This is a genomic window from Bacillus sp. FSL K6-2869 (assembly GCF_040869405.1).
Classification (GTDB): domain Bacteria; phylum Bacillota; class Bacilli; order Bacillales; family Bacillaceae; genus Bacillus; species Bacillus altitudinis.
This window is the reverse complement of record NZ_CP152035.1, coordinates 860,789-885,000: the sequence shown is the minus strand read 5'-3', so window position 1 is coordinate 885,000 and position 24,212 is coordinate 860,789. Positions and strand designations below refer to the sequence as shown.

The 24,212-nt window shown below is 42.3% G+C and carries 22 protein-coding genes, 1 rRNA gene, 1 pseudogene and 3 CRISPR repeat arrays (1 of these 27 cut by a window edge); of the genes and pseudogenes, 7 read left to right on the top strand and 17 right to left on the bottom strand.

Annotation, left to right across the window (positions count from 1 at the left end):
- Positions 1-1,449 (bottom strand): 16S ribosomal RNA (locus MHI58_RS04350); it reaches 100 nt to the left of the window's first position.
- Between the two features lie 271 nt (positions 1,450-1,720).
- Positions 1,721-2,599 carry a nucleotidyltransferase-like protein gene (locus MHI58_RS04345; RefSeq protein WP_025206981.1) on the bottom strand — a complete coding sequence of 293 codons (879 nt, stop codon included), beginning with the start codon at positions 2,597-2,599 and terminating at the stop codon, positions 1,721-1,723.
- Positions 2,600-2,788: 189 nt separating this feature from the next.
- On the opposite strand from MHI58_RS04345, the gene MHI58_RS04340 reads away from it, so the two are divergent.
- Positions 2,789-3,136, top strand: a complete 348-nt coding sequence (locus MHI58_RS04340) for a YgzB family protein (protein WP_007496750.1) — start codon at positions 2,789-2,791, stop codon at positions 3,134-3,136.
- A 35-nt stretch (positions 3,137-3,171) separates the two neighbouring features.
- Here MHI58_RS04340 and perR read toward each other — a convergent pair whose 3' ends face one another.
- Complete coding sequence (gene perR, locus MHI58_RS04335) at positions 3,172-3,609, bottom strand: peroxide-responsive transcriptional repressor PerR (protein WP_003217782.1); 438 nt, start codon at positions 3,607-3,609, stop codon at positions 3,172-3,174.
- Between the two features lie 159 nt (positions 3,610-3,768).
- Entirely contained in the window at positions 3,769-4,236 is a 468-nt protein-coding gene (gene bcp / locus MHI58_RS04330; protein ID WP_007496746.1) for a thioredoxin-dependent thiol peroxidase, read from the bottom strand.
- 129 nt (positions 4,237-4,365) lie between these two features.
- Here bcp and MHI58_RS04325 point away from each other — a divergent pair, with 129 nt between their 5' ends.
- Both MHI58_RS04325 and MHI58_RS04320 read left to right on the top strand, forming a co-directional pair.
- Positions 4,366-5,661: a glutamate-1-semialdehyde 2,1-aminomutase gene (locus MHI58_RS04325; RefSeq protein ID WP_045034512.1), complete on the top strand. Its 1,296-nt coding sequence runs from the start codon at positions 4,366-4,368 to the stop codon at positions 5,659-5,661.
- Positions 5,662-5,908: 247 nt separating this feature from the next.
- Positions 5,909-6,982: an aromatic acid exporter family protein gene (locus MHI58_RS04320; protein WP_024718258.1), complete on the top strand. Its 1,074-nt coding sequence runs from the start codon at positions 5,909-5,911 to the stop codon at positions 6,980-6,982.
- Between the two features lie 29 nt (positions 6,983-7,011).
- On the opposite strand, the gene MHI58_RS04315 is transcribed toward MHI58_RS04320, so the two are convergent.
- The 10 genes and pseudogenes from MHI58_RS04315 to fabL all read right to left on the bottom strand — a co-directional run bounded on the left by MHI58_RS04315 (position 7,012) and on the right by fabL (position 16,560).
- Complete coding sequence (locus MHI58_RS04315; protein WP_007496739.1) at positions 7,012-7,908, bottom strand: ABC transporter permease; 897 nt, start codon at positions 7,906-7,908, stop codon at positions 7,012-7,014.
- A gap of 18 nt (positions 7,909-7,926) precedes the next feature.
- Positions 7,927-8,928 (bottom strand): ABC transporter permease, encoded by a 1,002-nt coding sequence (locus MHI58_RS04310; RefSeq protein ID WP_007496737.1) that lies wholly within the window; start codon positions 8,926-8,928, stop codon positions 7,927-7,929.
- Positions 8,929-8,989: 61 nt separating this feature from the next.
- Positions 8,990-10,576, bottom strand: a complete 1,587-nt coding sequence (locus MHI58_RS04305) for an ABC transporter substrate-binding protein (RefSeq protein WP_017358851.1) — start codon at positions 10,574-10,576, stop codon at positions 8,990-8,992.
- Positions 10,551-11,528 carry an ABC transporter ATP-binding protein gene (locus MHI58_RS04300; protein WP_080688153.1) on the bottom strand — a complete coding sequence of 326 codons (978 nt, stop codon included), beginning with the start codon at positions 11,526-11,528 and terminating at the stop codon, positions 10,551-10,553. Before MHI58_RS04300 ends, MHI58_RS04305 begins: the two co-directional genes overlap by 26 nt.
- Positions 11,497-12,519 carry an ABC transporter ATP-binding protein gene (locus tag MHI58_RS04295; protein ID WP_045034511.1) on the bottom strand — a complete coding sequence of 341 codons (1,023 nt, stop codon included), beginning with the start codon at positions 12,517-12,519 and terminating at the stop codon, positions 11,497-11,499. The genes MHI58_RS04300 and MHI58_RS04295 overlap by 32 nt, the downstream gene beginning before the upstream one ends.
- Before the next feature lie 112 nt (positions 12,520-12,631).
- Positions 12,632-14,374, bottom strand: coding sequence for an ABC transporter ATP-binding protein (locus tag MHI58_RS04290; protein ID WP_008341950.1), 1,743 nt, complete (start codon positions 14,372-14,374; stop codon positions 12,632-12,634).
- 95 nt (positions 14,375-14,469) lie between these two features.
- Entirely contained in the window at positions 14,470-15,000 is a 531-nt protein-coding gene (locus MHI58_RS04285; RefSeq protein ID WP_008341956.1) for a DUF402 domain-containing protein, read from the bottom strand.
- 147 nt (positions 15,001-15,147) lie between these two features.
- On the bottom strand, positions 15,148-15,408 hold the full coding sequence (locus MHI58_RS04280) for a YgaB family protein (protein WP_045034510.1): 261 nt from the start codon (positions 15,406-15,408) through the stop codon (positions 15,148-15,150).
- Between the two features lie 174 nt (positions 15,409-15,582).
- A pseudogene (locus MHI58_RS04275) lies at positions 15,583-15,732 on the bottom strand (gamma-type small acid-soluble spore protein); the annotation flags it as partial.
- A gap of 75 nt (positions 15,733-15,807) precedes the next feature.
- Positions 15,808-16,560, bottom strand: coding sequence for an enoyl-[acyl-carrier-protein] reductase FabL (fabL, locus tag MHI58_RS04270; protein ID WP_045034509.1), 753 nt, complete (start codon positions 16,558-16,560; stop codon positions 15,808-15,810).
- A gap of 81 nt (positions 16,561-16,641) precedes the next feature.
- On the opposite strand from fabL, the gene MHI58_RS04265 reads away from it, so the two are divergent.
- Complete coding sequence (locus MHI58_RS04265) at positions 16,642-16,866, top strand: hypothetical protein (protein ID WP_008341962.1); 225 nt, start codon at positions 16,642-16,644, stop codon at positions 16,864-16,866.
- Here MHI58_RS04265 and mutY read toward each other — a convergent pair.
- Positions 16,853-17,953 (bottom strand): A/G-specific adenine glycosylase, encoded by a 1,101-nt coding sequence (gene mutY / locus MHI58_RS04260; RefSeq protein ID WP_045034508.1) that lies wholly within the window; start codon positions 17,951-17,953, stop codon positions 16,853-16,855. The genes MHI58_RS04265 and mutY overlap by 14 nt on opposite strands.
- Positions 17,954-18,144: 191 nt before the next feature.
- Between mutY and MHI58_RS04255 the strand changes: the two genes are divergently transcribed.
- Positions 18,145-19,125, top strand: a complete 981-nt coding sequence (locus MHI58_RS04255) for a metal-dependent hydrolase (protein ID WP_039167934.1) — start codon at positions 18,145-18,147, stop codon at positions 19,123-19,125.
- A gap of 89 nt (positions 19,126-19,214) precedes the next feature.
- Positions 19,215-19,641: a CRISPR direct-repeat array (repeat unit 32 nt; unit sequence ATTTCAATCCACGCACTCATGTAGAGTGCGAC).
- A 286-nt stretch (positions 19,642-19,927) separates the two neighbouring features.
- A CRISPR array of direct repeats spans positions 19,928-20,224; the repeat unit is 19 nt; unit sequence TATTTCAATCCACGCACTC.
- Positions 20,225-20,354: 130 nt separating this feature from the next.
- A CRISPR array of direct repeats spans positions 20,355-21,641; the repeat unit is 32 nt; unit sequence ATTTCAATCCACGCACTCATGTAGAGTGCGAC.
- Between the two features lie 181 nt (positions 21,642-21,822).
- On the opposite strand, the gene rsoA is transcribed toward MHI58_RS04255, so the two are convergent.
- Together rsoA and MHI58_RS04245 are read right to left on the bottom strand one after the other, a co-directional pair.
- Positions 21,823-22,044, bottom strand: a complete 222-nt coding sequence (rsoA, locus tag MHI58_RS04250; RefSeq protein WP_038475040.1) for a sigma-O factor regulator RsoA — start codon at positions 22,042-22,044, stop codon at positions 21,823-21,825.
- Positions 21,992-22,594, bottom strand: coding sequence for a sigma-70 family RNA polymerase sigma factor (locus tag MHI58_RS04245; protein ID WP_045034507.1), 603 nt, complete (start codon positions 22,592-22,594; stop codon positions 21,992-21,994). The genes rsoA and MHI58_RS04245 overlap by 53 nt, the downstream gene beginning before the upstream one ends.
- Positions 22,595-22,760: 166 nt before the next feature.
- Here MHI58_RS04245 and MHI58_RS04240 point away from each other — a divergent pair, with 166 nt between their 5' ends.
- Positions 22,761-22,925, top strand: a complete 165-nt coding sequence (locus MHI58_RS04240; protein ID WP_073415715.1) for a YvrJ family protein — start codon at positions 22,761-22,763, stop codon at positions 22,923-22,925.
- A 94-nt stretch (positions 22,926-23,019) separates the two neighbouring features.
- Positions 23,020-24,183 carry an oxalate decarboxylase family bicupin gene (locus MHI58_RS04235; RefSeq protein WP_045034506.1) on the top strand — a complete coding sequence of 388 codons (1,164 nt, stop codon included), beginning with the start codon at positions 23,020-23,022 and terminating at the stop codon, positions 24,181-24,183.
- Positions 24,184-24,212: the final 29 nt, after the last annotated feature.

Sequence of the window (24,212 nt, the reverse complement as noted above, 5' to 3'; positions counted from 1 at the left end):
CTCACCGACTTCGGGTGTTGCAAACTCTCGTGGTGTGACGGGCGGTGTGTACAAGGCCCGGGAACGTATTCACCGCGGCATGCTGATCCGCGATTACTAGCGATTCCAGCTTCACGCAGTCGAGTTGCAGACTGCGATCCGAACTGAGAACAGATTTGTGGGATTGGCTAAACCTTGCGGTCTCGCAGCCCTTTGTTCTGTCCATTGTAGCACGTGTGTAGCCCAGGTCATAAGGGGCATGATGATTTGACGTCATCCCCACCTTCCTCCGGTTTGTCACCGGCAGTCACCTTAGAGTGCCCAACTGAATGCTGGCAACTAAGATCAAGGGTTGCGCTCGTTGCGGGACTTAACCCAACATCTCACGACACGAGCTGACGACAACCATGCACCACCTGTCACTCTGTCCCCGAAGGGAAAGCCCTATCTCTAGGGTTGTCAGAGGATGTCAAGACCTGGTAAGGTTCTTCGCGTTGCTTCGAATTAAACCACATGCTCCACCGCTTGTGCGGGCCCCCGTCAATTCCTTTGAGTTTCAGTCTTGCGACCGTACTCCCCAGGCGGAGTGCTTAATGCGTTAGCTGCAGCACTAAGGGGCGGAAACCCCCTAACACTTAGCACTCATCGTTTACGGCGTGGACTACCAGGGTATCTAATCCTGTTCGCTCCCCACGCTTTCGCTCCTCAGCGTCAGTTACAGACCAGAGAGTCGCCTTCGCCACTGGTGTTCCTCCACATCTCTACGCATTTCACCGCTACACGTGGAATTCCACTCTCCTCTTCTGCACTCAAGTTTCCCAGTTTCCAATGACCCTCCCCGGTTGAGCCGGGGGCTTTCACATCAGACTTAAGAAACCGCCTGCGAGCCCTTTACGCCCAATAATTCCGGACAACGCTTGCCACCTACGTATTACCGCGGCTGCTGGCACGTAGTTAGCCGTGGCTTTCTGGTTAGGTACCGTCAAGGTGCAAGCAGTTACTCTTGCACTTGTTCTTCCCTAACAACAGAGCTTTACGATCCGAAAACCTTCATCACTCACGCGGCGTTGCTCCGTCAGACTTTCGTCCATTGCGGAAGATTCCCTACTGCTGCCTCCCGTAGGAGTCTGGGCCGTGTCTCAGTCCCAGTGTGGCCGATCACCCTCTCAGGTCGGCTACGCATCGTCGCCTTGGTGAGCCGTTACCTCACCAACTAGCTAATGCGCCGCGGGTCCATCTGTAAGTGACAGCCGAAACCGTCTTTCATCCTTGAACCATGCGGTTCAAGGAACTATCCGGTATTAGCTCCGGTTTCCCGGAGTTATCCCAGTCTTACAGGCAGGTTACCCACGTGTTACTCACCCGTCCGCCGCTAACATCCGGGAGCAAGCTCCCTTCTGTCCGCTCGACTTGCATGTATTAGGCACGCCGCCAGCGTTCGTCCTGAGCCAGGATCAAACTCTCCGAAAAAGTACAAAACCGAAGTTTTGCTTTTCGCCAGTTTGACTGACTACCTATGATGTATCATAGGATTTTTTTATAAAAACTCGAATTAACAGGTACGTTTTGTCTTGTTTAGTTTTCAAAGATCATCTTCGTTATCGCTCAGAGGCGACTTTCTTAATATAACATTTGAGCACTGTGTGCGTCAAGTGTTTTTCTGAATTTCTTTTTGTCAGCTTTTCTTTAAAAGCAACTCAGTTGCTCATTAGCGACGTTTAATAATATACCATCATAATATTCATACGTCAATATCTTTTTTAACAAAATATCCTCGATGATAGATTTTTTGCCCCTTCGTCTCAATTGGCTCTACTAGCACAATTCCTTTTTCCACAAAGAAATCAATCATCACACTAAGATCAGGTGTGAAATGTTTGAGATCAGGATGTGCAAGAAGCTCGCCAAACAGCCAAATATCCTGCTGTTCCATGACATGACGCAAATGAGCCGCACCAATTTCTGCTTTTGAATGAATCAAGAAATCATTCGCTAGGAATAAAAGTTCTAACCGTTTATGAAGACTTTCGTGGCTTTCAATCAACTCTGAATAAAGTTTATATACTTCCGGCTCCATATGACGTACTTGGTTCCAAACGGTCACTTCTGGGTGGAAGCCTTTATCAATCACTTCAATACGCGCCAGATGATGCAGGGCATGCACAATGGAATTATATGCATCGAGGAATTGATTTGATTCAAAAAATGCTTTTCCTTCTATATATCTGCGAATGAGCTTGCCATATTCTAAACCAATTTTGAGCTTACGGTTAGAAAACGGGAATGTACTCAGTTCATCAATCAAGTTGAAAATATATTCATTTCGATCAAACAGGACTTTTCCGTTTAAAATCCAATCAATAATCCGCCTGTTGGTACCTAAGGTAATCCATTCCTTCAACTGATCATCTGTGACAACATTTAAAGAAGCTGTCTGGTGATCGGATTCATAGTGCTTAATAAATAAAGGTTCTTCCGCATCCTTTACGATGACTAGAAGCGCTGCATCAAAGTTATCCGTCTCAGAAGATACTTTATGCCTTCTTTCTACTATAATCACAGCTAATGTATCTGGATGACTTGCTCTCTCTTGATAAATAGGACGGAGAAGATTTTCCATAGTGATTCCTCCAATACTCGGGTGTAAGGTTCTTCTCTAATGCTATGTATTTCTCCTCATAGAATCAAAATTCCTTCAATACATGAAAAAAGATCGTTGAATCATTATAAGCAATTTATTCACAAAACTCTATAACTAATTCAAACAGAAAGGTAAAATGTGCTATATTGGAGATAAGGGGGACTAGGGATGGCGAAATACTCCAGTAAGATTAATAAAATCAGAACATTTGCACTTAGTTTGGTTTTTGTTGGTTTTTTGATCATGTATATCGGTGTGTTCTTTAAGGAATCGGTCTGGCTGTCGACCTTCTTTATGCTACTCGGCGTGTTATCGATTGGATTGAGTACAGCCGTTTACTTTTGGATCGGTATGCTTTCTACGAAGGCAGTCCGTGTCGTATGTCCAGGCTGTGAGAAGGAAACAAAAGTGCTTGGGCGGGTGGACATGTGCATGCATTGCAGAGAGCCACTTACACTCGATCCAGCATTAGAAGGCAAAGAGTTTGATGAATCCTACAATCGAAAAAAGTCATAAAAATAAGCTGACCATTCAACTGGTCAGCTTTTTCATTAATGATTTTCTTTTTTTGCACATTCTTGACAAGTGCCATAGATCTCCAAGCGATGATGACTTACTGTAAAACCTGTTACATGGGATGCAAGCTGTTCTACTTCATCAAGGCCAGGATAGTGAAAGTCAACGATCTTTCCGCAGTTTTCACAAATCGCATGGTAATGGTCAGATGTCGCAAAATCAAATCGGCTTGAGGAATCCCCATACGTTAATTCTTTTACTAATCCAGATTCCCGGAAGACTCGTAAATTGTTGTAAACCGTTGCTACACTCATATTAGGAAATTTTCCTTCAAGTGCCTTATATATATCGTCCGCGGTTGGGTGTGTCATAGAATTTACGAGAAACTCCAAGATGGCATGGCGCTGCGGAGTAATTCGAACACCGGTTTCTTTTAGAGCGTCTAAAGCATCTTTTAGTTCGTGAGCAGCCATTTCATCATGCACCTCTCTTTTCAAAAATATTCTTATATTATAATCTTTATAAATAGTGTACCCCCAGAGCCGAAACTTTGTCAATTACAATCCTCTTTTTTACCTATTCTTCTATACAAAAAAGACCGGCACGACTGCCGATCTCATCTCGTCAACATATTAAGCGTGAGCTTTCAGTTCCTCAAGCGCTTCTTCCACATGATCTTTCACCTTTACTTTACGCCACTCTTTCACAAGCTTTCCTTCTTTATTAATAAGAAACGTTGAGCGTTCAATTCCCATGTATTCCTTACCAAAGTTCTTTTTCAGCTTCCATACACCGAAAGCTTCAGACAATTTTTGTTCGTCATCTACAAGAAGCAGGAAAGGTAAGTCATGTTTTTCTTTAAACTTTTGGTGCTTGTCTTGACCGTCTGGGCTTACGCCGATAATCACAGCATCTAATTCGGCAAAGCTTTGATGGCGGTCACGAAAATCACAGGCTTCCGTTGTGCAGCCCGGCGTCATATCTTTTGGATAAAAATAAAGGACAATGTGTTTCCCTTTAAAATCAGAGAGCTTTACTTTCTCTCCATTATCACCAAGTAATTCAATATCAGGTACTTGCTGCCCCACTTCGATTGTCATGATACAATCCCTCCAACCTATTTTTTCATTAGCCTATCCAATTTCGAGAAGATATTCAACTAAGGACGCTTGCATCGGCATGTTAAAATAATGATAGACGACGTGATACGTTGAGATAGGAGGCTATTTATGAAATTCACCGAATCAGAAAAATTACATCAAGAGGCGCTGGAGCATATTGTTGGAGGGGTTAACAGCCCATCTCGTTCATATAAAGCAGTGGGCGGCGGGTCACCTGTTGCAATGGAAAAAGGCGAAGGCGCTTATTTTTGGGATGTTGACGGAAACCGTTATATCGACTATTTAGCAGCATACGGTCCAATTATTACGGGACATGCTCATCCTCATATTACAAAAGCCATCACGAAAGCAGCCGAGACGGGTGTCCTTTACGGAACACCAACGAAGCATGAAGTCACTTTTGCTAAGATGCTGAAGGAAGCGATGCCTGCTTTGGACAAAGTTCGTTTTGTCAATTCAGGTACAGAAGCTGTGATGACGACTATCCGTGTCGCTCGCGCTTATACAGGCAGAACAAAGATCATTAAGTTTGCCGGATGTTACCACGGCCATTCTGATCTTGTGCTAGTTGCGGCTGGCTCTGGACCTTCCACTTTAGGAACACCAGATTCAGCGGGCGTGCCTAAAAGTATTGCTAATGAAGTCATTACCGTTCCATTCAACGATATAGACAGCTACAAAGAAGCATTAGACCGCTGGGGTGATGAAGTAGCAGCTGTTCTTGTTGAGCCAATTGTCGGGAACTTTGGCATCGTAGAGCCTAAAGACGGTTTCCTGCAGCAGGTTAATGACCTGACTCATGAAAAAGGGGCTCTAGTCATCTATGATGAAGTCATTACAGCTTTCCGCTTTATGTATGGTGGTGCACAGGACTTGCTTCAAGTAAAACCTGACCTCACTGCATTAGGTAAAATTATCGGCGGCGGTCTTCCAATCGGCGCTTACGGCGGCAAAAAAGAAATTATGGAGCAAGTCGCCCCGCTTGGACCAGCCTACCAAGCTGGTACGATGGCAGGTAATCCCGCCTCCATCCTTTCTGGTATTGCATGCTTGGAAGTGTTAAAAGAAGACGGGGTGTACGAACGTCTTGATCAGCTCGGGGCCATGTTAGAAGAGGGAATTTTAGCCCACGCAAAAAAACATCAAGTAGATATTACAGTGAATCGTTTAAAAGGTGCTCTCACCATTTATTTTACAAAAGAAACGATTGTGAACTACGAGCAGGCTGAAAATACGGATGGTGAAATGTTCGCCCGTTTCTTTAAATTCATGCTCGCACAAGGTATTAACCTCGCGCCTTCTAAATATGAAGCATGGTTCTTAACCATTGCACATACTGAAAATGATATTTCTGAAACGCTAATAGCGGTAGATCATGCGTTTGAACAACTGAAACAATCATAATGAAGAGAAAAACAGACGTAAATTCATGCGTCTGTTTTTTTATTTACCAGCTCTTGATTGTCAAAAGCGAGTGAATCTGTTACATTTTTTCTCAATACCTTCTTTTGATGTTTTCATGAACTTTCAAAAATCACTTGAATATTTCGGAAGACCGCTGTATATTACTTAGTTGTTTCATCAAAATATTTATGATATATGACAAGTGGTCATCTATTATCGAAAAGAAAGGAATGCAGGGACAAAACCAATGAAACTTGGAGCCCGTATTTTAAAAACTGGTATTGCCATTGTACTCGCGCTTTACCTGGCAACATGGCTTGGGTTGCCGACACCCGTCTTCGCGGGAATTGCAGCTGTATTTGCTATCCAGCCATCTATTTATCGATCATTTTTAACGATTGTTGATCAAGTGCAAGCCAATATTATTGGAGCAGCACTTGCCATTACGTTCGGTCTGCTTTTTGGCACAGGACCAGTCATCATCGGCTTAACTGCCGTCATGGTCATTGCGATTAATTTAAAGCTGAAGATTGAACACACGATTCCGATTGCACTCGTAACCGTCATCGCGATTTTAGAAAGTGCAGGGGATCATTTCCTTTCCTTTGCCTTAATTCGAACAGCAACTGTGGTGTTAGGCGTACTTTCTTCATTTTTAGTGAATTTGATTTTCCTGCCGCCAAAGTATGAAACAAAGCTTGTTCATCACATTATGGAAAATACGGAGGAGATTTTAAAATGGATCCGTCTGAGCTCCAGACAGTCTACTGATCATTCCACTTTAAAGGATGACATCGATCAAATAAAAGAACGTATGATCAAATTAGATCACATTTACTTGTTATACAAAGAAGAACGAAGCTATTTAAAGAAAACGACCTATGTCAAATCTAGAAAGCTTGTTTTATTCAGACAGGCAATCATGACGTCTAATCGAGCACTGTACTTGCTGAAAAAGCTTCATAAGTTAGAAAATGAAATTCATTTGATGCCAGAGCATTTCAGAGAGAGCTTAACAGATGAGATTGATTATTTGCTTTATTGGCATGAACGTACCTTAATGAAATTTGTTGGAAAAATGAAACCGCAGGACGATGACTTCCAAAATGAATGCTCTCTTCGTCTTGAAACATTAACGAAATCATTTATTCAGCACCAGCAAAATCAAGAAAACGACTTACTCGATTACAATATGCTGAATGTGATGTCGAGTATTATTGAATACCGTGATGAATTGGAGCATCTAGATACTTTGATTACAAGCTTCCAAACATATCACCCAAAAGATAGTGAGATTGAGACAGAAGAAAAAGAAGCTTAAATAGAAAAGACCGATTCTTAGAATCGGTCTTATTTTATTTTCTTCATTTTAGGATCAAGGGTGTCTCTTAATCCATCTCCCATCAAGTTAAAACCAAGAACCGTCAGCATGATCGCAATCCCCGGGAAAAATAAAGTCCATGGCGCTTGTACGAGATAAGGTCTCGCATCTGCAAGCATTTTCCCCCACTCTGGGCTTGGCGCTTGTGCACCTAATCCTAAAAATCCTAAAGCGGCCGCTTCAATAATGGCAGTACCAATCGCAAGCGTCGCTTGAACTATGACCGGCACCATACTATTTGGCAGAATGTGACGAAGAACGATGCGGCGGTGTGACATCCCGACTGCCTTTGCTGCTAAGACGTATTCTTCTTGCTTAATGCTCAGCACCTTTGAACGAACGAGCCGGCCAAATGTGGGGACGTTAATAATCGCTATGGCAATAAGGGCATTTTGTAAGGAAGGTCCTAAGATGGAAACAATCGCAATCGCTAATAGAATGCTAGGAAAAGCGAGTAAAATATCAAATAGTCTTGAGATGACAGCATCCAGTAATCTACCGCCGTAACCTGCCATCAATCCAAGCAATGTCCCTAAAATAACCGACCCGAGAACGGAGAAGAAACCCACCCATAATGAAATCCGAGCTCCATGCACGACTCTAGAAAATATGTCTCTCCCGAAATCATCCGTACCAAACCAATGCGCAGCTGAAGGGGCACTAAATCGTTCGCCTAGCGACTGCTCGTTGATTCCATAAGGAGCAATGAGCGGTGCAAAGATTGCTAGGATCAGAAATAAAAAGACAATCACAGTGCCAATGACCGCCAGCTTGTGCTGAAAGAACAGTTTCATCGATTCAAGAATCAGTGATTGAGAGCGTTCTTCCTTTTGTTTAGGTGCTTGAAGCTCTTTTTGCGCTTCCATGTCGTCACTCTCCCTTCTCTAGTATTTAATCCTCGGATCAATGACTGCATACAAGATATCCACAATGAAATTGATCAGCACAAATATGAGCGCAACAACAAGAATGCCAGTTTGAATAACAGGATAATCACGATAGCTAATTGCATCGTAAATATACCGCCCAATTCCCGGCCAAGCAAAGATCGTTTCTGTTAAAATGGCTCCGCCTAGCAAGAGACCTGTTTGAAGACCAATAATCGTTAAAATCGGAATGAGCGCATTTTTCAGCCCATGCTGATAAATGATGAAAAATGAACGTACCCCTTTTGCTTTTGCTGTTCGAATAAAATCTGAATGAAGGACTTCCAACATACTTGCCCTCGTAATCCTTGCAATAATCGCAGCAGGAATCGTTGCGAGAGCGGTACTTGGTAAAATTAAATGCTTGATGCTGTCAAAGAATTGATCAAATCGTCCTTGCAAAAGCGTGTCCAGCGTATGGATATAAGTGATCGACTCTACCGGATTTCTGACGTTTTCTCGTCCTGTAGTCGGCAAAATACCTAATTCAATCGAGAATAGCCACTGTCCCATTAAGCCTAACCAGAAAATCGGCATGGACACCCCAATGAGCGCAATAAACATGGCCACATAATCAAAGAATGAATGTTTAAACCACGCACTAATGATTCCGGCATTCACACCGACAATAATCGCTAGCAACATAGCGAAGAATGTCAATTCTAATGTAGCGAATAAGTAAGGCTTCATTTCCTGGGCAATAGCCGCTCCTGTTCGTATGGAAGTCCCTAGATCACCTTTTAAAAGCCCCAGCATGTAGTGACCATATTGTACGTACCACGGCTGATCTAAACCAAGCTGAATCGTCAATTGCTCTACCGCTTCTTTCGTTGCCCGCTGTCCTAAGATGACCTGCGCCGGATTTCCAGGGATAAACCGAATAATAGAAAATACAACTAAGGTCATTCCGATCAGTACTGGAATGAGCATTCCTGCTCGCTTCATACAATAAGCAAACAAACAGCTTTCACCGCCTTTTCATTGTTTGGATAAGGGAGATCGAACGATCTCCCTTATTTGCTTATTCGAAATATACGTCAGTCAATGCTTCGGAACCAGTCGGATGCGGCTGGTAGCCTTTTAAATCTTTAGATGCGGCGAGCATTGGAATTGAATGGACTAATGGGATCCAAGGTGCTTCATCATGAATGATTTCTTGAGCTTCTTGATATAATTCATTTCGCTTCTTTTGATCCGTATCGGTCTGCGCTTCAATGAGGATGTCATGCATTTTATCGTTTTGGAAGAATGTATAGTTGTTACCGCCAATACTGTCTTTATCTAATAATGTATAGATGAAATTATCAGGATCGCCATTGTCCCCTGTCCATCCTAATAAGAACACATCTGCTTCGCCTTTACTTGCTTTATCTAAATAAGTGGCCCAATCATATGTGACGATTTCGGCTTTGACACCAACTTTTTCAAAGTTTGACTGAATGACTTCAGCTACCTTCATCCCGTCTGGCATATATGGACGCGGCACAGGCATTGCCCAAAGCTTGATGCGAAAACCGTCAGGGAAGCCTGCCTCTTTCAATAGTTCTTTTGCTTTTTCCGGATCATATGGATATGGCTCAATCTCGTCATTGTAGCCTTCTAATGACGGAGGAAGTGGATTTTTTGCTGGTTCAGCAAGTCCTCCATAAAACGACTCGATGATTGATTCTTTATCAACTGCATAATTGAGTGCCTGACGAACCAACTTGTTATCAAGCGGCTTTCTAGTCACTGTCAGCCCGATATAACCTACGTTCATGGATGGTCTTTCAATCAGCTGGAGCGCTTTGTCTGTTTTAATGCCATCTAAATCGGACGGATTGACGCCATCCATTAAGTCGATTTCGCCTGTTTTAAGCGCATTTAAACGAGCAGAGTTTTCAGGAATAGAGCGGAAGATGATTTGTTTCAGTTTTGGTTTATCTTTTTGCCAGTAATCTTCGTTCTTTTCTAAGACAATACGGTCGTTTTGCTTCCATTCTTTAAACTTAAATGGTCCTGTGCCCACTGGGTTTTCTCTAAATGAATCACCGCTTTTTTCAACTGCTGCAGGACTAGCGATACCAAATGGTGACATGGCGATGTTTTTCAGAAATGTTGCCTGCGGGCGTTTGAGTTGAAATTCAATTTCATGCTCTCCTTTGACGATGATGTCTTTAATGACATGCCCTTTATCTTTTTTATAGCCGCCAAACATTCCGTAGTAAGGAAATTTTTCGGCATCTCCATTCATCCAGCGGTCAAAGTTGAATTTCACTGCTTCTGCATTAAAATCTGTGCCATCGTGAAATTTCACACCTTCTCTTAAGTAGAACGTGTACGATTTTCCGTCCTTCGCAACATCCCATTCTGTTGCGAGGCCTGGATGGATGGTCGTGTCTTTTTCACCGTAATTCAAAAGCTTTTCAAACATATTCTCGGTGACCTTGAAGGTTTCGCCTTCTGTTGTTGTAATCGGATCAAGTGACGTAGAGTCCCCTCCTCTGCCAAATACGAGAGTGTCTTTTGTGGCTTTTTCTTCTGATGTTGATGAAGATGAACAGCCCCCTAAAAATAACGCAAGTGCCAGCACAAAAATGAAACTACTGAATAACCATGTCTTCTTCATTGTGTTCCTCCTTTTGATATAAATAGCACGCAGCTGCATGACCTGTTTCCTCCTCATACAAAGGCGGAACAGCTTGCAAGCATTGCGCCCACCTTTTTGGACATCTTTTATAGAAAGGACAGCCATCTTCTGACACCAGGGTGGATTCTTCCGCTGACACATCCTGCGTTTCCAGCACGTGATCCATATGTGGAATGGATTTCAGAAGAAGCGATGTATAAGGATGAAGCGGCTTGTGAAATACGTCCTCCGCAGGACCCATTTCTACAATACGGCCAGCATACATCACTGCAATTCGGTCGCTCATATACTTGACAACGCCTAGATCGTGAGAAATAAACAAGTACGTCAGAGAAAGCGTCTTTTGCAATTCGAGCATTAAATTCAATATTTGTGCTTGAACCGATACATCTAAAGCGGAAACTGGCTCATCGGCAATCACAAGACTTGGATGAGTAATGAGCGCCCTAGCAATTCCAATACGCTGCCTCTGACCGCCGCTGAATTGGTGCGCATAACGGTCTCCATAGGATGGGTCAAACCCAACAATGTGCAGCATCTCTTTTACCCGCTTTTGTCTTTCTGCTTTTGTTCCATGTTTATGAACAATGAGCGGTTCTTCTAAAATGTCTTTGATTTTCATTCGTGGATTTAAGGAAGCGTATGGATCTTGGAAAATCATTTGAATGTCTTTTCTGAAGGAACGCATGTCTCGTTCTTTCAGAAGCGTCACTTCTTTTCCTTTCATTTGGATTGAGCCAGAAGTCGGTTCGATTAATCTCATTAAGCTTTTGCCAAGGGTTGATTTCCCGCAGCCAGATTCGCCCACAATGCCGAGCGTCTCTCCTTCTTTCACGTGAAAGGACACTTGATTTAAAGCCAAAGTCGTCTGTTTGTGTTTAGAAAAAAATGCCGATGTATCATAACGCTTCGTCAGTTGATTCACTTGCAACAGTGGGTGATTCAGTGTCTTCTCCTCCTTCCATTAGAAAACATGCGACGCGGTGATTGTGTGAAATGGATTGTAAAGATGGGTCTTTTTCAAGACATTGCGTCATTTGATATGGACAGCGTGGTGCAAATTGACAGCCGGACCGAATAGCTCCTGGCTTAGGTACATGACCCGCAATAGACATGAGTTTTTCTTTTTTCTCTTTAAATGATGGAACAGAGGCGAAAAGACCTTTCGTGTAGGGATGGAGAGGTTTTTGGAAAATACGGTCAACGGTTCCTTCTTCTACGATTCGACCGGCATACATAATCATGACACGCTGGCATATTTGCCGCACGACGCCTAAATTATGAGTAATAAATAATATAGCGGTGTCCATCTCTTCATTTAACTTTTTGAGCAAACGAAGAATTTGTGCTTGGATGGTGACATCAAGTGCAGTCGTTGGTTCATCTGCAATCATGAGCTTTGGGTGACACAGCATCGCCATCGCAATCATCACACGCTGACGCATGCCGCCCGATAGTTCATGTGGATATTTTTTGAGTAATGACGCTGCTTGTTTCAGGCCAACCGTTTGAAGCAAATCTACCGCCTTCACTTTTGCTTCTTTTTGGTTGATAGTCTGATGTGTGAAAAGGGCTTCTGTCATTTGCTTGCCGATGGTCATGAGTGGATTGAGAGAAGTCATGGGTTCCTGGAAAATCATTGAGATGTCATTCCCTCTGACCTCTCGCCATTGTTTCTCCGACAGTGACAGCAGGTTTTGACCTTCAAATTGTATGTGACCTGTTGTTTCTGTTTGGTGATTCAGCCCCATTAAAGACATCGATGTGATGCTTTTCCCGCAGCCAGATTCGCCCACAATACCTAAGGTTTCTCCTTTTTGAATAGAGAATGAGATGTCATGGACGATCGGCACTCTCTGCTTTTTTTGCTGAAAGGCAATGGACAGCTGTTTGACATCTAGCAATACTTCTTGTTCTTTCACATCTTCACCACCCCGTCATACTTTTTAAAATTGTATTGAGACAAGCTGGGAAATATGTCATGTTTTTGACAAGCATAAAAAAGCCTATCCGCTAGAATCGGATAGGCTTCTACTAATTTAATGTTTGAATGGTAAATAGATGACGATAGTGGCTGTCTCGGTTCATTAATTCTTCATGTGTTCCTTTTTCCACAATCTCGCCTTGTTCCATGACCACAATGAGGTCCGCATGTGTAATCGTTGATAAACGGTGCGCAACAATAAAAGTTGTGCGATCTTTTGCCAGCTTTTGCATCGCTTCTTGAATGTAATGTTCACTTTCTAAATCAAGTGCAGACGTCGCCTCGTCTAAAATAAGAAGCGGTGGATTTTTAAGAAATACCCTCGCAATTGAAATTCTTTGTTTTTGACCGCCTGACAGCTTTACGCCACGTTCTCCTACCTTTGTGTCATATCCTTCAGGAAGAGACATGATGAACTCATGGGCATTAGCCGCTTTGGCAGCCGACACAATTTTCTCAAAGGATGCTTCTGGGTCTCCCACAGCGATATTTTCTTTAATGGTGTCACTGAATAAGAATGTATCTTGGAGCACCATTCCGACTTGATTCCGCAGGCTTCTTGCCTTGTACTCTTTAATATCAATGCCGTCAATTTCGAGTGATCCGCTTGTGACATCATAAAATCTTGGAATTAAGCTGACGAGTGTCGACTTCCCTCCGCCGCTCATACCTACAAGCGCAACGGTTTGACCTTTTTCTACTTTCAAGGAGATATTGTGTAAAATCTCTTCCTGTGTATGTTCGTAACGGAACGACACATCTTTAAATTCTACCTCTCCTTTTAAGTGATTGGCTTCTTTTGCATTCGGCTTGTCTGTTACTTCATACGGTTCATCAATAAACTCAAAAATACGATCCATTGATGCTACTGACTGAGTTAAAGTCGTCGATGAGTTAATGAGACGACGAATCGGGTTGTACATCCGGTCAATGTAGCCGACAAAGGCAATCATTGTCCCAATTGAAAGCGACCCGTTAATGACGGTATAGCCAGCAAAAGCAATGATGAGCAGCGGCGCAATGTCTGTGATCGTATTGACGACGGCGAATGTTTTGGCATTCCAATTCGTATGATTGATCGCTTTGTTTAAGAAATTTTTATTTTCATCGTGAAAATTCTCTTGTTCGTATTCTTCAATCGCAAAGCTGCGAATGACAGGCATTCCTTGTACTCGCTCATGCAGGTGCCCTTGTACCTCAGCCAGTGCCTGCGACCGCTCTTTTGTCAGCTTGCGAAGCCGTCCGTAAAAATACTTCACTGCTAACGCATACAGCGGAAAAATAATGACAGACACAATGGTGAGTTTAAGATCCAGTGTACACATAATGGCTATCACAATCAGGACGGTCATCAAATCAAGCCAAATGTTCATAAGCCCTGTGATGACAAATTCCTTTGTTTGCTCCACATCGTTGATGACCCTTGAAATAATTTCCCCTGTTCTCGTGTTGGCGTAATAACGAAGGCTCAACTTTTGAATGTGCGAGAACAATTTTTCCCGAATATCAAATAATACCTTACTGCCTGTCCACTGCGCATAGTATTGTCTGTAGTACTCAACAGGCGGTCTCATCACTAAAAATAATACAAGCATGATTCCCATAATAATAAAGAGAGTGGATGTTTTTTCTTCAGCCGATCCAGAGCCTTGAATCACATCATCAATGACATACTTTAAAAGCAGAGGCAATGTTAAGGGAATCGAGAACTTAATCATTCCGATCACCATTGTCAATGCAATCTGTTTTTTATACGGTGTTACAAAAGCCATGTAACGTTTTATGACCCCCATGTAAATCTCCTTCCCAATCTATCAGTGCCTCTTATCCGTACGCAATCAAAAACCTGTTGGCTTTGAAAAGCCAAACAGGTTTTAGCTGCTGTTACTTATTTTGTATAACGCAAAAAACGTTCATACCACATATCCACAAATTCTGGAGCAAACGGTCCCTTCCGCTGGTGAATCCAATGCAGTAATGTATTTAGATGCTCTCGTAAGATACTATCGATTTCTTTTGGATAATTCATCTGCCTCTTATGATCTGCATATTCATCCTCATCCAAAATATTATACGTCATGTCCGGAAAGACTTTGACATCTAAGTCGTAATCAATATACTTAATCGCCTCTTCATCTGTCGCAAAAGGAGAGCTGATGTTGCAGTAATAATACACCCCATCATCTCGAAGCATCCCAATGACATTAAACCATTGTTTTGCATGAAAATAGCAAATAGCCGGTTCTCTTGTCATCCATGTTCGGCCATCGGATTCAGTCACCATTGTTCGATCGTTTGCACCAATGATACACAATTCCGTTGCTTTCAGAATGGTGGTTTCATTCCAAATCCTGTGGATCAAGCCATTATGTTTATAGCTTTGAATTTGGATGGTTTCTCCTTCCTTGGGATAGCCCATATTTTCTCCCCTACTTTCTATAACAAACAAACCTAACAGTCCAAAGACCTAATTTCCCAACTAAACATGTCTCTATTATATTATACCGTTACATCATTAAAAAATGAAATGAAAAAGCCATTCAACCCAATTGAACGGCACACTCTTTTACATCACGGTTGAGCTCTTCTCCATTTGCTTATACGAATTGATGACTTGTTTAGTCTGTTTTGTAAATAGTGTTTGGACTTTTTGCAGTTCCTCTCGTTTCTGTTTGATTTGATCATGAAGCTTATGCCGCTCTTCCTTTTTTTCACCTTGCAGCAGTCGTTTTTCTGTCTCTAAGTACAGATCAAGTTCTCCTTGTACATCGAGCAGCTGATCCATAAGCTGCATTTGTTCTTTGACAAGCTGATCGAAATCAGACATCTAACTCCTCCCTTTCCTTCGATTCCACTTTTTGTATCTATACCATTTCTTGAAAGAAGGAAGAAGTCCTTTGACTGTTTATGTAGAGGTTTTACAGGTTTTGTCGGATGGTGGGGAGAGGCAAAAAGAAAAGCACTTCATTCGTAGATGAAGTGCTTCCCTTTGTTTCAGTGATTAGCTGTTTTGTTGTTTGTTTTGCTCAGCTTTTTGGTTGTATTTTTTTACGTGCTGTGCGTCAGTCTCGCTAGCAAATTCAGTGCCATATTGACCGCCTTGTGCAGCAGCTTGGTTTTGTTTTTTCACTTGTTGTGCGTTTGTTTTGTTTTGTTGTTTATCCATCATTATCACCTCCACGCACATTAATTTGTGCAGAAGGTGTACATCTTATTCATGTTTTTTTTAAACAAGCAAAGAACGTCCGCCATCGACGATAATCGTCTGTCCTCTAATCATATCTGCTTTGCCTGATACAAGGAATTCTACACTGTCGACCATGTCTTTAATTTCCACCATACGGCCTGCTGGTGTATTTTTCTTAGCGTCTTCTAATAGCTCTTCACGATTTGGGAAGTGCTTGAGTGCATCTGTATCAATGGCGCCGCCTGATACGGCATTCACGACGATATTTTTTTGTGACAGCTCAACGGATAGGTAGCGTGTCAAAGCTTCTAGTGCTGCTTTAGATACACCGACCACCGTGTAGTTTTCAAGGTAGCGGATAGAGCCTAGTGAGCTAATGCTGACGATATGTCCGCCGCCGTTTTTCTCCATTAATTTGGCTGCTTCTTGGCCGCAGAATAACAAGGCTTTCGCATTGATATTCATGGTCCAGTCCCAATGACTTTCTTCAAGATCCATGATTGGGCGCTGAACCCCAGATGCCGCATTGTTCACAAATACGTCTAAACGGCCAAACGTTTCGTCAATTTGCTGGAACATGTCTTTGATTTTCTCTGGCTGACCAACGTTGGCTTTGACAACTAATGTTTTAACACCCATCGCTTCAATTTCTTCAGCTGTTTCAAGTGCTGCTTTTTTGCTTCTTGCATAGTTAATGACAATGTCATATCCTTTTTCAGCCAGGCGAAGGGCTACTTCTTTCCCAACACCTCTACTGCTGCCTGTAATTAGTGCACATTTACGCTTGTTCATTATGGTTCATCTCCTGATTTGAATAGTTTTCGTCCATTCGCTTCACACTAATAGGAAAGTTCCTACTAGGAGGTTACATTCATGTATGTCGGACGCGATTTAAGCCAGCTTGGCATGATGTCAAAGGATCAATGGAAAGATACTGAGCTTGCTTTTTTTCATCATGCTTTCCAACAAATTTTACCTTATTTAAACGAAGAAGGGCAATCTAAGTATCGAGAAATCATTTCTGAAATTGAAAACCGCGGGGGTCTGCACCGAAATGAAGCCGATTATACCCATGGTACAACGGTTAAATATGACTAGGCTGTTCAAGTGCCATCTTCCATATTTTTTGATGTGAGACTGGCAAAGCATATGCCTCAAATTCTTCTGTTGTGACTTTTTTCAGCATCGTGTCATCAGATACAGAGGTCACACGTCCAAAGAAAACAGAAATATTCCAGATGAGGTGGGTAAATACATGTTGAATGGTGCCTTCTAAATCACCAAGTTCTGCTTGTACACCCGCTTCCTCTTTTAAGAAATCAATCAGCTGCTCTTTTTCCGTTTTTCTTCCCTTCATTGTTTCCATGTTTGGGAACTCCCATAAATTCGCAAGCAGACCTGTACTTGGACGCTTATGAATATAGAGATGGCCTGCATCATCAAATAACACCGCTGCTGCCATTGATTTCGCAGTCGGCTTTTTCTTTTTACTTTTCACCGGCAGCTCATGCTGAACGCCTTCCTCAAGTGCTGAGCAATGCATGTTTACAGGACAAATGAGGCATGCAGGAGAGGTTGGGGTGCAAATAAGTGCACCTAGCTCCATTAGCCCTTGATTGAATTCTGACGGCTTTTCCCGGGAAATGAGCTGATCAACCGCAAATTCGAAAATGTTTCTCGTTTTTGGTTTTGCAATATCATCCCATATGGACAAGATACGGGAAATGACCCTCATCACGTTGCCGTCTACCGCAGGGTATGGCTTGTTATAGGCGATACTCAGCACTGCGCCGCTCGTATACGGGCCTACACCTTTCAGTTTTGAAAATTGTTCTTTCGTATCAGGGACAACGCCCCCGTAGGATTCATAGACTTCTTTCACAGCTGCCTGTAAATTACGCACTCGTGAGTAGTAGCCAAGACCTTCCCATGCTTTCATGACCTTTTCTTCATCAGCTAAAGCAAGATCCTTCACCGTCGGGAATTGCTCCATAAACCGATTGAAGTACGGAATGACCGTATCCACTCTTGTTTGCTGGAGCATCACTTCTGATACCCAGACGCGGTATGGATCTTGATTTTCACGCCATGGAAGTGTACGTTGTTCTTTTTCATACCAATCGATTAAATCATGCTGAAAGCCCGCAATATCTTTGCGGTCCAGCTTTTCTTGAATGTCTTTCATATCTATACTCCTTCTCATTGGACCGAGGGCTAACGTTCTGAAAAGAACCTTATTTGTTGTATACTGTTTGTAGATACGTTAACATGTTACATTAAATCGAGATAAAGCAAAAGTGATTTTGCACATAGTCTTGATTGGAGACGTATACTTTGTATGATTGTTCCTAAGCATGACAACTAGGAGGTAATCAATTGGATACTGGTACTCATGTAGTAATGGGCATTTCTCTTGGGGGACTTGCGCTTTTAGATCCAGCCGTCAGCGCAGATCCACACATGGCACACGCCGTGATGATCGCGACCATCGCCGGCTCCCAAGCACCAGACATTGATACTGTGCTAAAACTAAAAAATAATGCAGTTTATATAAGAAATCACCGGGGATTTACTCATTCCATTCCGGCTGTACTGTTTTGGTCATTGCTAATTCCGGCTGTGATTTTCCCATTTGTGCCGGGGGCAAATTTACTTCACCTTTGGTTATGGACACTATTAGCCGTCGTGCTTCATGTGTTTGTCGATATTTTCAATGCTTACGGCACGCAGGCCATTCGTCCATTTTCAAAGAAATGGGTAGCGCTTGGGATCATTAACACGTTTGATCCGTTTATCTTTTTTACACATCTTGTCGCCATTGTCGTATGGGCGATTGGCGGACATCCCGGCTATACGTTCATTACGCTGTATGCCGTGATTTTCTGTTACTATATCGTCAGGGTCATTATGCAGCTTCAGATTAAACGTCAGCTTCGTGAACGATTCGATGAGATTGAGGAAATAATCATTTCGCCTACAATGAAGTTTAGACAATGGCGTATTGCTGTGAAATGTAAATCCTCTTTCCATGTTGGACGCAGTATGAATGGTGAGATTATCATTTTAGACACCTTTAACCGTGTGCCGGTCCCTGATACTGAGATTATGAAAATTGCCAAACAGGATGAAAACATTTCAGCCTTTCTCTCCTTCTCCCCTGTCTACCGGTGGGAAGTAGATAAATACAAGGATCATTATGAGGTACGGTTCATTGATTTGCGCTACCGCAGCAAAGGTCACTATCCTTTTGTTGCAATCTGCCATATCGACATGGACCACCAAATCAAAAATTCCTATACCGGCTGGATTTTCAGTGAAGAAAAACTGCAAAAAAAATTAAGACTCGGCTCTGTGTGAGCGAGTCTTTTTTTGTTGTGTAGGGCTTGAATTATTCATATGTGTAGATTTTGAACTGGATAGTACTTGAATTTGTATAAAACGCAGAAACTGTGATCTATGCATTCATGGAGAGTGCGACAAAATACAATGTGCTTGAGAGCCTTGTCATCGCTATTTCAATCCACGCACTCATGTAGAGTGCGACTAAATCCGTTGAATTGAAAAAGGTCTATTCAGAATTTCAATCCACGCACTCTTGTAGAGTGCGACGAATCTTAATTATATCACATGGAGTGATCAAAGTATTTCAATCCACGCACTCATGTAGAGTGCGACATTTAACCGGAGGTGTCGCCGATGTGGGATGAACGATTTCAATCCACGCACTCATGTAGAGTGCGACGGACGAATATTTTTAACCGAAAACCCTAACCGTATTTCAATCCACGCACTCATGTAGAGTGCGACTTGTACTCATTTGGGAGAACGGCCAATTATTTTTATTTCAATCCACGCACTCATGTAGAGTGCGACTGCGATTTTCGCCCTAATTATAACATTTTTTAGGAAATGATCGTCAAAACCCTTAAGTTTCTATATAGAACTTTGTTTTCACTCCTAAAAAATATACATTTTGTCTCATTTTTGTCGAATGAAACGGTGCGAATGTTCCAGGGATTTTATGTTCACCTCACATTCGCACCGAATTTTTCTAGTCTGAAATCTATTTGAATCTTGATAATCATATTTATTATTTCAGCAACAACTTTGAATTTAATTAAATACATGACTACTGAGAGGCAGAGTTATGTTTTTCACAATTATTAATCTACACACTCATGTAGAGTGCGACTGTAATGCGTTATCTAAAAGGCGGTGGTACTGTATTTCAATCCACGCACTCATATAGAGTGCGACTTTTTTGAGAGCCATTACAAAAGTTCTTGAAATATTTCAATCCACGCACTCATGTAAAGTGCGACATTTGCCGTAGACCGCGTCTCCCTCAACATCGCGAATTTCAATCCACGCACTCTTGTAGAGTGCGACTGGATATTCTTTTTCATCACACTTTTCTTTTTCTATTTCAATCCACGCACTCTTGTAGAGTGCGACTGCGATTTCCGCCCTAATTATAACATTTTTTAGGGAATGATCGTCAAAACCCTTAAATTTCTATATAGGAATTAAGTTTTCACCCCCGAAAAATATACATTTTTTCTCATTTTTGTCGAATGAAAAGGTAATTATTAATCCACACACTCATATAGAGTGCGACCCGATATTCATGGCATCCGTGGTACATCTTTTTTATTTCAATCCACGCACTCACGTAGAGTGCGACCTAATGCGAAACGAGTTGCTAAAAACTATGTTTTATTTCAATTCACGCACTCATGTAGAGTGCGACCGATACCGTTATTCTTGGCGCCTTTGTCCGGGTAATTTCAATCCACGCACTCATGTAGAGTGCGACGTCACATGCTTTACACCGTCAGCAAGATGAGCGTCAAATTTCAATCCACGCACTCATGTAGAGTGCGACGATTTCAAACACATCCGGTGACGGTGTTTGGATATTTCAATCCACGCACTCATGTAGAGTGCGACGGTTCGATAAGCCTGCTGTCTCAGTGGATTTAGATTTCAATCCACGCACTCATGTAGAGTGCGACATCTATGGTGCATTACAAGGATTGGAGATAGCGATTTCAATCCACGCACTCATGTAGAGTGCGACGTTGAAACGTCATCAGGGGAGCATGTCTCTTCTGAATTTCAATCCACGCACTCATGTAGAGTGCGACTATCAGGAGGTAATGGTATGAGCGACAAACAAAATATTTCAATCCACGCACTCATGTAGAGTGCGACTAGAGGGCAATGTCGTCATGGCAAAGCGCGAGTCATTTCAATCCACGCACTCATGTAGAGTGCGACTTGTAAGGTTGAAAAAATTTCATCTTGCGTATGTTATTTCAATCCACGCACTCATGTAGAGTGCGACATTTTTGATGAATCATGAAACGTTATAGGCATTATTTCAATCCACGCACTCATGTAGAGTGCGACCTTTTATAGCATCACCTGTCACCCAGCTTTTTGCTATTTCAATCCACGCACTCATGTAGAGTGCGACTTGACTCGTTTTGAGTTTGTGACAAAGATTTATTTATTTCAATCCACGCACTCATGTAGAGTGCGACCTGGAGACATTGAGCTTGTTTGCAATGTCTTGTATTTCAATCCACGCACTCATGTAGAGTGCGACAATAGGTGCTGTGGGTTTTCTCTCCGTTCAAAGCAATTTCAATCCACGCACTCATGTAGAGTGCGACTACTGGCTGTTTTGGAAAAAGCAAAAATATTACAATTTCAATCCACGCACTCATGTAGAGTGCGACTCAACTGCTGCAATACTGGCACTACTTTTCTTAATTTCAATCCACGCACTCATGTAGAGTGCGACATGATAAAGAAATAAACTTATCTAACATACAAATTTCAATCCACGCACTCATGTAGAGTGCGACTGCGATTTCTGCCCTAATTGTAACATTTTTTAGGAAATGATAGGTAAAATCCTCAACTTTCAATAAAGAATTTTGTTTTCTCCTTCATGAAATATACATTTTTACCCAATTTTGTCGAATAAAAAGGTGCGAATGTCCCGGGGATTTTATGTTCACCTGACATTCGCACCATCAGTTCCTCTTACATCTTCGTCATATATTCCACAATAAACTCCCAAAAGCCAGGTCCCTCTTGGTAAATCAGCCAGTCTACTTTTTCGATGAGTTTGATATAGAGTTCTTGTTCGAGGTCTTCTCTTTCTTGATATGCCGTGTTTTGTAGTTTCTTTTTGATCATGGGTGTGAAGGTTTCAATGAGTTCTTCCATTTCTCCATTGGTCATTTTGTCTTCGTTCACGGACATTTCCCCCTGTTTCTTCTTTTAGTTTGTTGAGCGCTTTTTTGTGGATGTTTGAGATGTTTTGTCTTGATTCGCCCAGCCGGTCGGCTATTTCCTTCATCGTTTGGCCTTCGACATAAATATGGGTTAGAACCATTTTTTGTTTTTCTGTGAGCTGCTGATAGGCCTTGTACAATCTTGGGTCTTGCAGGTGCTCCCCTAAGTCTTGTTGGTTAAAGAGCACAGCTTCATACGTATCTGTTTGAACAGGGTCTTTCACTTCTTGCGTATCAGGATGATCGAGTATGAGCGGAAAACGATGCTGCTTTTTTTTCACTCGTTTGTCAAAGTCGACTGAAAAGATGCGGATCATTGTGGAAATATACTTGATGATGCGGATTTTTTGATAAAACTGCTTGAACTCGGAATCTAGTTTTTTCGCATTTTCCTCGTTTGGCTCTTCCATGACTTGCCGGAGCAGCTGCTGGTTTTTAGGATTGCTTAAAAATTGCTGAATGAGCGGGTGATCAATTATTTCCTTCCATTTTGCTTTCAATAACAGCCGATAATCCATGTGCATCCTCCCCTTTGTTCTCTCTACTTGCATTAAGTGGACAAAAGTTAAAAAAAGTAAACTTTGTGAAACGGGTCTAATGGTTCATTTTCTCCCCTTTTGATTTCCTATTTCTTCTTTCATACCACTTATAGAGAAGACGAGCATCCGCTGGGAGGTGAGACAAATGGAGACCTTTTTTTCGGAGGAATGGCTGAAGCAGCTCGGTCAGGCTGGATTTCCTGCTATTTTAACGATTTATTTGCTGACACGTTTTGAAAGAAAGTTTGATGAATTAAGCAAGCTCATCCAACGATTGGTCGCTGTTCAAAAAAATGATGAATCAGATTGACATCTTCTTGATTCGTTTCACCTTATGAAAACGAGGGCGAAATGAAAGGCCTTTTGTCACCTCACACAATACGATGTTGAAAGGGGATTTTATCATGAGTGAAAAGCAAAATGGGGTACCGCAGCCGATTCGAGGAGAAAAAGGAGCAACGGTCAAAATTCCACGTAATCTCGAGCGAGACAGGCAAAACCCAGATATGCTCACGCCACCAGAAACCGATCATGGAACGGTTCCCAACATGAAATATTCTTTTTCTGATACGCACAACCGTTTAGAAAAAGGCGGCTATGCAAGAGAAGTCACGGTACGTGAACTGCCAATCTCTAAAAGTCTTGCCTCTGTGAACATGCGGCTAAAACCTGGTGCAATTCGCGAGCTGCACTGGCATAAGGAAGCGGAATGGGCGTACATGATTTATGGGGAAGCCCGAATTACATCGGTTGATGCAGAGGGGCGGAATTTTACAGAGGATGTGACTGAGGGAGATTTATGGTACTTCCCTTCTGGCTTGCCGCACTCTATTCAAGCACTTGAACCAGGAGCTGAATTCTTGCTTGTGTTTGATGATGGTTCCTTCTCTGAAAATAGTACGTTCCAATTGACTGATTGGCTTGCCCATACCCCAGAGGAAGTCGTTCTCCAAAACTTTGGAATGACAAAGGAGCAATTTAAGAAGCTGCCAGAGAAAGAGAAGTATATTTTCCAAAAAGGAATTCCTGGTTCCCTTGAATGTGACAAGGTGAAAACAGAGCAAGGAGAAGTCCCGAACTCCTTTAAATATGAGCTGTTAAAGCAAGAGCCGATTACGTCAAGCGGCGGACAAGTGTGGATTGCGGATTCTACCAATTTCAAAGCGTCTAAAACGATTGCCTCCGCTCTTGTGAAAGTTGATCCAGGTGCCATTCGTGAGCTGCACTGGCACCCAAATACGGATGAATGGCAATATTTCATTTCTGGAAAGGCACGAATGACGGTCTTTGCTTCTGATGGACATGCGAGAACCTTCAACTATCAGGCGGGAGACGTTGGCTATGTGCCATTTGCGATGGGGCATTATGTAGAAAATACAGGCGACGAACCGCTCTATTTCTTAGAAATCTTTAAGAGCGATCATTATGCAGACATTTCACTCAATCAGTGGCTTGCGGTCACACCGAAACAGCTTGTTTTGGATCATTTAGATCAAGGCGAAGATTTCTTAAAACTGCTTGATACAGAAAAACACCCTGTCATCGCTGCCCCTAAAAAAGAGGATTAATTCCACCTTCCTGCAAAAAGGCTGTCCTT